Origin of the sequence: Paenibacillus sp. FSL H8-0261 (assembly GCF_045040645.1) — a bacterium.
Lineage (GTDB): Bacteria > Bacillota > Bacilli > Paenibacillales > Paenibacillaceae > Paenibacillus_AQ.
This window is the reverse complement of the sequence record NZ_CP150297.1, coordinates 5,136,726-5,150,003: the sequence shown is the minus strand read 5'-3', so window position 1 is coordinate 5,150,003 and position 13,278 is coordinate 5,136,726. Positions and strand designations below refer to the sequence as shown.

Below are 13,278 nucleotides of genomic sequence, written 5' to 3'. Positions count from 1 at the left end.
TTTGTAATGTGATTAATTGTGTCTTTTTCATTAATACTCGAATAACAGGTTGACATTTTCGCTAAAAACTATAATAATAGCAATTGTAACGCTTACAAAGCCGCTTACAGATATATATTTATCTAATTTTGTAACGTTACAAAATTATATCTAGGAATTACAAAATGCTGCACTGATGTGCATCGATACTCAGGGAGGGTTTATTTTATGAAGAAGAAGCTTTCAGTAATGCTTGCACTTACGCTTGTATTCACGATTCTTGCCGGTTGTGGATCAAAGAGCAGTAATTCAGGCACTTCAGCAGATGGAGTAACAACTATTGAGTTCTGGGCTGCACCTAACCCGACTCAACAAGCATATTGGCAGAAAATCGCCAAAGAGTACGAGACTGTTAACCCTAAGGTGAAAATTAACGTAAGTGCGATCAAGGAGTCCCCTACTTCTGAGGCAAGTATCCAAGCCGCAATCGCGGGTGGAAGCGCTCCGACGATGACTGAGAATATTAGCCGTGGTTTTGCAGCACAACTTGCGAACAGTAAAGCGTTAGTTCCTTTGGATACAATAGCAGGCTTCGATGATATTGTGACAAAACGTAATATGTCCAAAACGATTGAGCCTTGGGAATTTGCGGATGGTCATCAATATGTTCTTCCAATCTACTCGAATGCGATGATGTTCGGATGGAGAACGGATATCTTGAAAGAAGCTGGTGTGAACGAAATTCCGAGAACATACAGTGAAGTGATTGAGGCAACGAAAAAATTAAAAGCAAAATACCCGGATAAATATCTTTGGGCGAAACCAGACTTAGCAGATCCTACATCATGGAAAAGATGGTTCGACTTCTTTATGTTGTACAATGCAGCATCTGATGGTAACAAATTCATTGAGGGTAGCCAATTTGTTGGCGATGAAAAAGCTGGTGTAGACGTACTTTCTTACGTGGACAATCTTCGTAAGGAGAAAGGGCTCTTGACTCAGAACGTAACGGAACCTTTCGAAAATGGCGTGGGTGTATTTACGGATGTCGGTCCTTGGACATTTAACATGTGGGCTGAGAAATATCCGGAACTTGAGTACAAAAAGAACTTTGAAGTCACATTGCCTCCTGTTCCGGACGGTATGGATCCAGCAAATGCGAAAACTTTTGCGGATGCTAAAGGAATTGTTATCTACGCATCGGCAAGCCCAGAGCAACAGGCTGCTGCAATAGAATTCATCAAGTGGGTATACTCGGATGTTCAAAACGATGTTGCCTTTTTCCAAGAAACGAACTTGCCTCCAGCACGTGATGATGTAGGTACGAATGAAGCATTTAAACCTGTATTTGAAAAAACGCCTGTATTGCAAGAGTATGCAAAAGCAATCCCGAATGCTGTTCCATCCATGGACAATCCAAAATTCAACGAATTGCAAACCTTTATTGGTCAAGAGGCCTTTAACAAAATCGTTCGTGGTGAGATTGATCCAAAAACGGGTTGGGACAATATGAAGAAGGCGATTGAAGGGGAACTTCAATAATGATTGAAAAAAATAATAATCGGTTAGGCTGGCTTTTTGCCAGCCCTTACCTTATTTTTTCGACTGTGTTTTTCTTGGGCCCGCTTATTTGGTCTCTATATTTGTCTTTTACTAACTGGGACTTGATTTCACCAACTTATGATTTTGTAGGATTCAAGAACTTTACCAAAGCATTAGGCACACCAGGGGTAAGATCGGCATTTTGGGTAACGTACAAATTTATGATCGTATTTGTACCGATTGTCACAGCCATGTCGCTTTTTGTAGCGGTAATTGTAAAAGGCTTACCTAAATTAAAAACCGTATTTCTTATTGGATTCTTCTTGCCTTACCTATCCTCAGGGGTTGTTGCATCCCTTATTGTTAAAGGTTTTTTGTCACATACAAGTCCTGTTCAGACGTTTCTAAGGGATCGGTTAGGTCTTGATATTGACTGGCTCGGCGGATCTTTCTCGGCATTGTTCGTCGTTGCGATGATTATGGCTTGGAAATTTACAGGTTACTATGCGTTAATTCTTACTTCAGGTTTAGAAAGCATTGATCAGGAAGTATATGAAGCAGCGGCAATTGATGGCGTGAAGGACAGCCAAAGGTTCTGGAGAATTACGTTGCCTTTGCTTTACCCTGCGATTTATACAACCTTAATTTTATCCTTTGGTGCAACATTCGGTATCTTTACTGAGGTCTACCAATTAACAGGCGGCGGACCGAACTATGCAACGAATACATGGCAAATGGAAATATACAGTCAAGCATTTAAGAACCTGCAGGCAGGTTACGCATCAGCTATCGCGATTATGGCTGCGGTTGCGACATTTATATCTATATTCGTAATCCGAAAAATTCTGGAAATGTGGGGTAAGCGCAATGGTTGGGTCTAATTCAAACATCAAGCTCCGGCTGTCGATCCGCTATCTGATTGCGATCGTACTGCTCGTGATTATGGTATTCCCCTATTTATATATGGTATTGAACTCACTTGCAGATTGGTCACAGGTAGACCGGAAGCTGATACCTACGAAATTTACGCTGCGTTCGTATCAATGGCTCTTTACAGGTGGTGAGACCGGGATTACAAGACCATGGATTCACGCCTTCTTTAACAGTGTGTTCGTTTCCCTGGTATCTACAGCCTTGATGATGATGTTCGCGATTATGGTCGCTTATGCGTTGGCGAAGCTGAAATTCCGCGGGAGAGACTCTATTAACAACTTTGTGTTGTTTCATATGTTCTTTCCGGCAATCATTCTGATCATCCCTAACTTTTTGATTATTCAAAAAGTAGGATTGTTCGATACGTATTGGGCGCTCATTATTCCCAAGGCGATGAGTTTATGGGGGATCTTCATGTACACCAACTTCTTTAAGGCGGTACCCGACGCTTTTATTGAAGCCGCCAAGCTGGATGGGGCATCCGATTTCAAAATCCTGTATAAGATTATGATGCCGATGTCGAAGTCCATTACGACCGTTGTATTCCTATTCCTGCTAATGGAACGCTGGACAGAGCTCCTATGGGATATGATCGTCGTCCGAAGTGACGGCATGTTAACATTGAACGTTTTATTATCTCAGATGTTCGGTCCGTATCAATCGTATCCGGGTCCGATGTATGCCGGTGCAGTGATGCTCACCTTGCCAATCATTATTTTGTTCATTATTTTCGGCAAGAAGTTCCAGGAAGGCATGCAATTTAACTTGAAATAGGTCTGCACAGGAGGGGTTATCGGTTGGAACAGCCGTGGTGGAAAGGGACGGTATTCTATGAAGTGTATATGCCAAGCTTCTGTGATAGTAACGGGGATGGGATTGGTGATTTCGGCGGTCTTACTTCCAAGCTGGATTATTTGCGGGAACTTGGCATCGGAGGGATTTGGCTAACGCCGTTCTATAAGTCTCCAAAAGTAGATAACGGGTATGACATTGCAGATTATTGTCAGATTGATCCAGACTTTGGAACGATGGAAGATTTCGAACGGTTTATTCAGGAAGCGAAGGCTCGCGGGATCAGAGTGATTGCCGATCTTGTCCTGAATCATACGTCTTCAGAGCATGCATGGTTCAAGGAATCCCGATCTTCAAGGACGAACCCGAAGCGGGATTGGTACATTTGGAAGGACGCTGTGAACGGCGGCGCACCTAATAACTGGGAATCGTTTTTTGGTGGAACCGCGTGGGAATGGGATGCTGCAACAGAACAGTATTACTATCATGGGTTTGCGAAAGAACAGGTCGATTTGAACTGGGCGAATCCCGAAGTTAAAGAAGCGATGAAGGATGTTATGGCTTATTGGCTGGGCAAAGGCGTAAGTGGCTTCCGGTTAGATGTTATCAACTTCTTATCGGTGTCCAATCAATTCCCGGATAACCCGATGGATGAAGTAACGGGTGAGCAGAAGCATGTACATGATCAGAATCAAGATGGAATTATGGATGCCATCGAGGAGATTAGCAGGTTTGTTCATGCGCATAGCGGAATGTTCATGGTAGGTGAAGTCGGCTCTGAAGATATGGATATGCTGAAGCGTTACAGCGGAACGGGTAAGTTTGATGTGGTCTTTAACTTTAATCTGGGAAGCCAGAAGGAATTTAGTCCAGAGAATTTGTTCGCCGAGCTTAAGACGATGGAGAAGGTGCACCGTGCAGATCAGGTTCCAACGTTATTCTTCGGTAGTCATGATATGGACCGCGTAATTTCGCGTTTTGGTGAAGGGGACGCGGAGATTGAGGAAGAACGGGCCCGCCTTATGGCAACGTTGGCCTTGACCGCAAAAGGGGTACCTTTCTTATATTTCGGTGAAGAGATTGGGATGCGGAATTTCGTAGCCCATAAGCTGGAAGATATGCGGGACATCCAAGGATTGAAGGCATATGAAATCGCACTACAGCGGGGGATAACCCGGGCGGAAGCCCTGAAAATTGCGAATGCAAAGGGAAGAGATGCGTCTCGCTCACCAATGCAATGGGACGCAAGTCCACATGGCGGGTTTACGTCAGGAACACCATGGATTGGCATGGGCCCAAATTATCAGCAATTAAACGTGGAGTCCGAATGCAATCAACCGAATTCATTATTACATTATTATAAAAAGCTTCTCCACTTGCGCAATACACAGGATGTATTTCAATTCGGGGATTATGACGTACTGGAACGCAGAGGCAATCTTATTTTATATGTAAGAACATTGAAAGAAACCAATACCAGAGCGCTCGTAGCCTTGAATTACGATAATCAGAGCATACAGATTGATCCTAGTGAGCTGCTGGATGGGCAAGCAACTAATATATTATCAAGCCGCCGAGACATAGTGAGCGGTACAGACTTGGTAACTCTGTTGCCGAATGAAGCCGCAATATGGATGCGTGCGCCGCTATTATTTGACTAGAGAGGAACTTTATTATTATGAAACTGCTCAAGAATGCTGTGAAGACATGTGAACAACTGCTCATGGAATACGCGATGAAAGACGTATCCGTAACCAATACACAGAAATTAACATTCACAGGTGTAGATCATAAAGATGTCTACAATATTACAGCTCCATTCCAAGATGAGGGTGAGTGGGTGATTGCGGGTCGGGTTGAATCCCGTGACAGCGAGCATTCCGATGTCGTTTTTTTTGTCGAACGTGATGGACAATGGGTACCCCGTGAAGGAGCGCCTACCCTTGAACTTCAAGATCCTTTTTTCACGAAAATTAATGGCGAATTGATAGTTGGAGGCGTTCAAATTTATCCACATCCAGTAAAGGCTGATGCCTTAATGTGGCGTACAGTATTCTACCGCGGGAAGAACATCGCGAGCTTAGAACCATTCTTTAAAGGACCGGATGGCATGAAAGATCTGCGCCTAGTGGATCTGAAAGATAGCATTGGAGTACTGACCCGCCCTCAAGGAGATAAAGGAGGACGCGGTAAAATCGGCTTTACCCGCATTGCATCGTTAGAAGCGTTATCCATTCCATTGATCGAAGAAACACCGTTATTGGATGGACAGTTTGTTGATGAAGAGTGGGGCGGTGCGAATGAAGCACACTTGCTAAAGAACGGACTGCTCGGTGTTCTTGGGCATATCGCATCTTTTGATGATTCGGGCGATCGTCACTATTACCCGATGGTATTCGCTATCGATCCGGCAACAGGTGAGTACTCGGATATTCAATTAATCGCTGTACGCAATCAGTTCTTGCCAGGCGTTGCCAAACGTCCTGATTTGGAGGATGTCGTGTTCAGCGGCGGGCTCGTACGTCATGAGGACGGTACAGCTAATATATATGCAGGAATCAGCGATGCGGAAGCACAACGAGCAACAATCCCTGATCCTTTTGCTCAATTTGAAATTTTATAATTATGAAATCCATTTGGTTAAGGGAGTTATTACAACATGAAAATCTATCGTTATGAACAAAATCCACTTATTACACCGGCGGACGTTAAGGCGTATCACGATGACTTTGAAGTGATTGGTGCATTTAATGCCGGTATTGCTAGCTATAATGGTGAAATATTAATGTTTCTCCGTGTAGCAGAACGCCCAATTAGCAAGGATCCAAAAATTGTGAAAGCTCCGATTTATAATCCGGAGACCAATGAATTGGATATTTTGGATCTGAATACAGATGATGAGCGCTTCGACTTCTCTGATCCGCGTGTGATTAAGAATAAATCCGTTAGTGCTACATTTCAGTACTTGACTTCATTATCTTATATCCGAATCGCTCGAAGTAAGGATGGACATCATTTTACGGTGGATGAGAAGCCATTTGTGTACCCTTCCAATTCACTGGAGACCTTCGGGGTAGAAGATCCTCGGGTAACCCAAATTGGGGATACCTACTATATTTATTTCTCGGCAGTCTCCCCTGTGGGCGTTGGAGAATCGCTGGTATCAACTAAAGATTTCGTAAATGTAACTCACCACGGCATGATCTTTGGGCCGGATAATAAAGACGTATTGATTTTCCCGGAGAAAATTAACGGCAAATATTATGCATTGCACCGTCCAACAACGAAAAGTACGGGAGATCCGGAAATATGGATCGCAGAATCGGACAACTTATTATATTGGGGTAACCATAAGCATCTGATCGGTTTGCGTGAGGGGATGTGGGATAGCGGCCGGATTGGCGGTGGTGCGGTTCCATTCAAGACCGAGAAAGGCTGGCTGGAGCTGTATCATGGAGCCACGCTGGAACATCGTTATTGCATGGGAGCAGTTTTGTTAGATCTAAATGACCCCTCGAAGGTGATTGCGCGCTCCAATGCTCCTATCATGGAGCCGGAAGCGGATTATGAGAAGAACGGATTCTTCGGCGATGTTGTATTCTCTTGCGGTGCACTCGTGGAAGGCGATGTTGTTAAAATGTATTACGGAGTCGCGGATACATCAATGGCTTGCGCAGAACTTAGTGTACAAGAAATTTTAGATAGCTTGATATACGTATAACAATAAAACGTCAAAACCGAAGTGGTTTTGGCGTTTTAATTTGGGAGAGAGGATGAAGAGAATGAACATTAAATTAACTGAAAACTGGAAACTTCGTGATTTTCATGTGGGGGAAGCCCGGGATCTTGAAGTTGCATCGCCAGAGTTTATTGATTATTTCTGGATGACCACCTCAGTGCCCGGTGATATCCATACGACGCTTCGGGAGAAAGGTATTATTGATGATCCTTTCTTTGGCCACCAAGATCAGAAATGCCGTTGGATTGAAGAAAAGGTATGGTGGTATCGTACGGTCTTTTCATACGATTCTGATCTTAAACCTGGTGAGAAGATGGAGCTATTATTCGAAGGGTTAGATACCTATGCAACCGTATATCTCAACGGTGTGGAGCTTGGATCAACAGATAATATGTTCATTAGCCATTCATTTGATGTAACCCGTGAATTAAATAAAGGGAAAAATACGCTTGCCGTAAAATTTGATCCTATTCATGTACACGCAGGCGATAAAGTCCAATATTATTGGTCGGGCTATAGTAAGAAGCGGATTTGGACACGTAAAGCGCAGAGTCATTTTGGCTGGGACTGGGGTCCACGTCTGGTCTGTGCAGGCATATGGAAAGAGGTACAGCTGATCAAACGGCGTCATGCACATTTAGATCATGTGTTTGCCCGTACAACTTCGATAGAGGGTCAAGTAGGTGTTGTTGATGTGGATTTATGCGCACATGCTTTTGATCGCGGATGTTCGTATACGGCGCGTGTGGAATTATTGGACGGGACGGAGCGTGTTGCGGAAGCGAATGTCGCTTTGGACAGAGCTTCAGGGATTACAGTTGACGGGGCGATTACAGCGCGTACGCTTCATCATTCAGTTACCTTGCAGGTGATGGATCCAAAGTTATGGTGGACCCATGATCTAGGAACACCTTTCTTATATCATCTACGCGTTACGTTATTTGCTGATGGGGAGCTAATAGATACCTATGAGCAGCCATTTGGGATTCGAAAGATCGAATTGATGCAGCTGGATGAAGAAGGGCGCCATGCTTTCACTTTTGTATTGAACGGCGTAAAAGTTTTTGCTAAAGGTGCAAATTGGATCCCTATTGATAGCTTTATTGCGACCGTGCCAGATAGCCGCTATACACATCTGCTTCAGATGGCCAAGGATGCCAATATGAATATGATTCGCGCTTGGGGTGGAGGCATTTATGAGCGGGATATTTTCTTTGATGAATGTGATCGGTTAGGAATTTTAATCTGGCAGGACTTCATGTTCGCTTGTGCATTGTATCCAGATTACAATCGTAATTTCATGAATAATGTTCACCGCGAAATTGAGCAGGTCGTCAAACGTCTTCGCAGTCGTACGAGCCTTGCTCTATGGTGTGGGAATAACGAGAATGATTGGTTGTATGAGGCACTGTCCTCTAACGGCGAGATCGCGCATCCCTTTTATGGAGAAAAAATATATCATGAGCTCATGCCCGCGGTATTGGAGCAACTCGATCCCACACGAACGTTTTGGCCTAGCTCGCCTTTTGGCGGCAATGATCATAATTCGCGTGAAGTAGGCGATACTCATAACTGGCAAGTCTGGCATGGGAATAATGAGCCTCGTCAGTTTGGTGAACCGCAGACACAGGATTATAGTGTTGAAGGGATATCGTTCAAACGATTCAAGTCAGACTTCACGAAATTCGCCAGTGAATTCGGGCTGCATGCCGCTTCCAATCGTTACACCTTAGCAAAGAACATGCCGGACAATCAGTTCTATTGGGATAGCGATGAAATGAAGTATCGTAATAAAGATATCCATTATCCAAAGGGCATTATGCTCATGGAAGGTTATACAGGAGTTCCGAAGGATATCAATGAATATATTCAATTCTCCATGCTGACCCAGGCAGAGGGATTGAGGTATGGCATTGAGCATTACCGCCGTAATAAGCCGGATACAAGCGGAGCTTTATTCTGGCAGTTCAATGATTGCTGGCCGGGAACAAGCTGGTCTGTTATCGATTATTATGGTTTACCAAAGGCGAGCTACCACTATGCGCGTAAATTCTTTGCACCGGTACTCTTATGTGTGGATCATGATCCGAATGGACCGCTGCAGTTATGGGCTCTCAATGATCGCCGCGAAGCTTATCAGGATGAGGCGGAATTAACGATTTATCGGATGGATGGTACAATTGTATATCAGCGTGCATTCGATTTTACCGTTGAAGCGAATAGTAAAGTTAATTTTGCCAAGTTAACTGAAGCTGAGGTACTGCAACAGCATAGCCCACGCGAGGTTGTGGCTGTACTTCGTTCGAAGAAGATGGCGACAGAAGATTATGTACTCTATTTAAGAGAATATAAGGACATGAATTTTCAACCTGCACATATTCAGATCTCTGTGGATGAAGCGAAAGGACATATCCGCTTGATCTCAGATCGCGTTGCCCGGATGGTGATGATCGAACTAGATGCACCCTGGGTGTTCATGGACGATAATTTCTTTGATCTGATTCCGGGTGAGGAGAAGATGGTTCGTGTTCATCATGTTGATGCCGGGGCACTGCCTTGGGAGACTTTACGTGTAACGGCAATGAATGATGCGGGTTAACAAAAACTTGGATTTAAGGAGATGAGTTAAGATGAAGGCGGCTGTATTTCAAGGAACTAAGCACATTGAATTTAAGGACTGGGAAGCTCCGGCTGTTGGCTCCAAAGAAGTTAAACTTCGTGTGAAATGCTGCGGGATCTGTGGTACAGATCAGCATATTTATCATGGATACCCAGGGTCTGCGGAGGTGACAGCTCCGATTGTGTTAGGACATGAGCTTGCGGGCGAAATAGTGGCTGTGGGGGATGAGGTTACGACCTTGCAAGTGGGGGACCGTGTATCGGTTGATCCGAACATCTATTGTGGAAACTGTTATTTTTGCCGGAATGGAAAAGTACATTTATGCGATAACTTGCAGGCTGTTGGGGTGACTCGTGACGGTGGCATGGGCGAGTATTGTGTTGTTCCTGGAGCGAACTGTTACTTGCTACCTGATGATATGAGCTGGATCGAAGGGGCGATGATTGAACCTTTAGGTTGTGTACTTCACGGTTATAAGAAGCTGGATATCCGTAAGGCACACCAAGTCCTGATTATCGGCGGAGGTTTTATTGGTCAATTGTTCTTGCAGCTCGTCAAGGCTGCGGGTGTTAAAGGGATTATTGTCAGTGAGCCAGAAGTGTTCAAACATGACCGATTAGTCGAATTAGGTGCGGATGAAGCCGTATCTCCTGCAGCAGAAGGTGTGATGGAAGCTCTTCATCATCAATTTGATATTGTGATCGAATGTGTAGGCCGGGCGGATTCCATGGAGCTGGCGGTTAAGGCATCGCGTAAGGGTGGACAAGTCTTAATGTTTGGAGTTGCTTCCCCGGACACGTTGATTCAAGTCTCACCATTCGAAATTTTTACAAAAGAGTTGAACATCATGGGCTCTTTCATTAATCCATATACACATGAGGAATCGATTGCGTTAATTGAGAAGGGGATCGTTCAGATTGAGTCGTTGATTAGCCATCAGTTTTCGCTAAAAGATATACCGGAAATCATGGGCGAATATCCGAAACTGCGTGTTTCTAAAGGGATTATTGTGCACGAGAGGTAGTATTTAATCATAGTAAGCGTACAACAACGATGACTATTGGCTATTTGCCATAGGTCATCGTTTTTTTGTGGGTAAAAACTGGCTGCTACGAGGTCTCTCTTTAGAAAATATTGAAATTAATATTCAGTTAAGAATCCCTTCACTATCAGTTTACGATTCAGAGTTAGAGTTAAAGGAGGCCATGAGAAAAAGGAGCTTTGTCATGAACACAGATCCTAAAGTACTTATTGTTACGTCGGCATTTGGGGACGGGCATATGAAAGTGGCTGAGGCCATCGAACATTCATTTAGACGTCGGGGGATTAGTCGGATTACAACTCTGGATCTATTCGCTGCAGTCCACCCTACCTTGAATGAGCTATCCCGAAGATTCTATTTAAACAACACGGGGTATACGCAAGAATTTTATGGATTCTTGTACACAATGACGATCAAGATGAGGCCAGAGCAGTTCATGGGTAGACTCATCCATTCTATGGGCAAACGAAAAGTACAAAGGATCATCGACGAGATACAGCCGGATATTATTATTCATACCTTTCCTTATTTGGCTGCTGCTGAACTAGCTTCAACAACAGGAAGTCGAATACCTCTGTTCACGGTTATGACGGATTATGTAGTTCATGGCAGGTGGCTTCACCCACGAACGACGAAATATTTTATCGCTTCAGAAAGCATGAAGGCGACTCTGATGTCAGCAGGGATTGCTGAAGAGAAGCTTGTGGTCAGTGGGATTCCCATTCGCGAGGCTTTTGAACAGTCTCAGGATCGTGAAGCGCTTTTGCGCAAACATGGGTTAAAAGGAAATCGTCAATATCTATTACTAGCGGCAGGAGCTTACGGCGTATTAAGTGACATTGGCGGTTTAATAAAACGAGTACTGCTTCAATCAAGCTTCGATGTCATCGTATTGTGCGGAAATAATCATAAGCTTCGAGCAGCTACGGGGGAGCTTTTTCAAGAGAACCCTCGAGTTCACATTTTGGGATATACCGAAGAAATGCAGGAGCTGATGTGCATAGCTTCCTGTCTCTTGACCAAGGCTGGCGGGATTACCTTGACTGAGGCGATGGCTCAAACACTTCCAGTTATCGTCTATCGACCACTCCCGGGTCAGGAGGCAGGTAATGCAGAATGGTTATCTGGGCAGCATTTGATAGAGATTGCACGAAATGAGGAGCAGTTAGTAGAGCAGCTTCAGCGATTGGAGCATATGGCGTACAGAGATGAAAGGGAACAGCATATGAAGGTCTTTTCGCGGAAATCAGCCTCGGATGCTATCGTTACCGAAGCTTTAGAGGCTATTAAATTGCGTCAGCCCTCTGTTCCCGCAGCAAAATCCATGCTTGTTGAAGGGCAGGCGAAGACGATTCATGGATATTATTAGGAAGAAAGAAAGACAACAGCAGACGTTTACCCGCCTCGCAATGATTCTCTTTTTTATAGAGTGGATAAGAGGGGCTGTCCTAATCACGTTCTTACCCACTTATATATTGACGAGCTGGGGGCTTACAACGTCAGTAGTTGGCATTGCGGTCTCCGTACACTATTTAACGGACAGCTTGATCAAAAGCTTCATCGGCTATCTCTTGGATAGATATCCTGGGCGTACCGTGCTTCATGGAGGGTTCTTTCTTGGGTTCATTGGACTGTTATTGATGGTGACAACGCATAGTCCGTGGATGCTTATTGTAGCCTCTGCTTGCTTGGGTGCTGGATTCTCACCGATCTGGATCCTATGTATGAGCCAGGTATCAGAGGAAAAACGAGCACAACAGATGGGAACCTTGTACGTATACTGGATGGCTGGTCTAGGTCTGGGTCCCGTAATGATGAATTTGTTAATTGGTGGTGGGCTGTCACTGTCCCTTGCTGTCATTGGATTATTTTTCGTAGCGGGCTGGATCTTGGTAGGTCTTGTAAAGATGAACAACGTCTCGGTGCAGAGTGTGAATATATCCGTAGGTGAGCAGTTTGTATCTCTATGGAACAAAGTGAAAGAGGGAGGATTTCTGGTACCTGGCATGCTGCTGCAGACTACAGCGGGCGGGATACTAGTCCCTTTTCTAACAAGCTTTGCTATTTCGCATCTGGGTCTGTCCCATTCTCAGCTGTCTATCGTGTTATTTATGGGAGGAGCAGGCGTAGTTCTATTTCTTGTGCCCATGGGAAAATGGTTTGATCAAGTTGGAGGGAAGTGGTTCCTTGTCATTGGGTTCGGCGTATTTGCGGTTGCCTTGTTCGGCTTAACTTCTATTAATTCCTTCTCCGCCGCCATTGGGCTCTCGCTTCTGCTAGGGTGTGCTTATGCTGCTTTGCTTCCCTCTTGGAATGCTTTAATGTCCAGCTACATTCCCGAAGATTCTGTAGGGATCAGCTGGGGACTATTGTTTTCCATAGAGGGTTTAGGGGTGGTTATTGGTCCGCTAATTGGAGGCTGGCTGGGAAGCTCAGGAAATCAATTGCTGCCTTTTCAAGTCAGTGCCTGTTTGTTTGGATTGATTAGTGTTGTCTACTTGCTATCCCCCGCCCGATTATTTATTCACAGAAACAGAGGGATGGAGAAGCTTCCAAATGTATCGTAGTTAAGATTTATTTAATAGACTCTTCACAACGAATTTAGGAATTGCACCTAAGCTTAATATACAA

The 13,278-nt window shown here is 44.4% G+C and carries 10 protein-coding genes; all 10 read left to right on the top strand.

What is annotated here, in order from left to right:
- The first annotated feature begins 207 nt into the window (after window positions 1-207).
- The 10 genes from MHI27_RS22980 (at window position 208) to MHI27_RS22935 (ending at window position 13,214) form a co-directional block, all read left to right on the top strand.
- Window positions 208-1,521, top strand: coding sequence for an ABC transporter substrate-binding protein (locus MHI27_RS22980; protein ID WP_076300769.1), 1,314 nt, complete (start codon window positions 208-210; stop codon window positions 1,519-1,521).
- Between the two features lie 2 nt (window positions 1,522-1,523).
- Complete coding sequence (locus MHI27_RS22975; protein ID WP_179085781.1) at window positions 1,524-2,402, top strand: carbohydrate ABC transporter permease; 879 nt, start codon at window positions 1,524-1,526, stop codon at window positions 2,400-2,402.
- Window positions 2,389-3,228 (top strand): carbohydrate ABC transporter permease, encoded by an 840-nt coding sequence (locus MHI27_RS22970; RefSeq protein WP_076284699.1) that lies wholly within the window; start codon window positions 2,389-2,391, stop codon window positions 3,226-3,228. The genes MHI27_RS22975 and MHI27_RS22970 overlap by 14 nt, the downstream gene beginning before the upstream one ends.
- A 23-nt stretch (window positions 3,229-3,251) precedes the next feature.
- Window positions 3,252-4,907: an alpha-glucosidase gene (locus MHI27_RS22965; RefSeq protein WP_405174786.1), complete on the top strand. Its 1,656-nt coding sequence runs from the start codon at window positions 3,252-3,254 to the stop codon at window positions 4,905-4,907.
- Between the two features lie 17 nt (window positions 4,908-4,924).
- Complete coding sequence (locus MHI27_RS22960) at window positions 4,925-5,869, top strand: DUF1861 family protein (RefSeq protein WP_076284698.1); 945 nt, start codon at window positions 4,925-4,927, stop codon at window positions 5,867-5,869.
- A 36-nt stretch (window positions 5,870-5,905) separates the two neighbouring features.
- On the top strand, window positions 5,906-6,967 hold the full coding sequence (locus MHI27_RS22955) for a glycoside hydrolase family 130 protein (protein ID WP_405174785.1): 1,062 nt from the start codon (window positions 5,906-5,908) through the stop codon (window positions 6,965-6,967).
- 67 nt (window positions 6,968-7,034) lie between these two features.
- Complete coding sequence (locus MHI27_RS22950; RefSeq protein ID WP_405176782.1) at window positions 7,035-9,584, top strand: glycosyl hydrolase 2 galactose-binding domain-containing protein; 2,550 nt, start codon at window positions 7,035-7,037, stop codon at window positions 9,582-9,584.
- A 31-nt stretch (window positions 9,585-9,615) separates the two neighbouring features.
- A complete protein-coding gene (locus MHI27_RS22945; RefSeq protein WP_405174784.1) occupies window positions 9,616-10,629 on the top strand; it encodes a zinc-dependent alcohol dehydrogenase family protein in 1,014 nt (337 codons plus the stop codon).
- A 202-nt stretch (window positions 10,630-10,831) separates the two neighbouring features.
- Window positions 10,832-12,016 carry an MGDG synthase family glycosyltransferase gene (locus tag MHI27_RS22940; RefSeq protein ID WP_405174783.1) on the top strand — a complete coding sequence of 395 codons (1,185 nt, stop codon included), beginning with the start codon at window positions 10,832-10,834 and terminating at the stop codon, window positions 12,014-12,016.
- On the top strand, window positions 12,003-13,214 hold the full coding sequence (locus MHI27_RS22935; protein ID WP_405174782.1) for an MFS transporter: 1,212 nt from the start codon (window positions 12,003-12,005) through the stop codon (window positions 13,212-13,214). The genes MHI27_RS22940 and MHI27_RS22935 overlap by 14 nt, the downstream gene beginning before the upstream one ends.
- The last annotated feature ends 64 nt before the right edge of the window (window positions 13,215-13,278 follow it).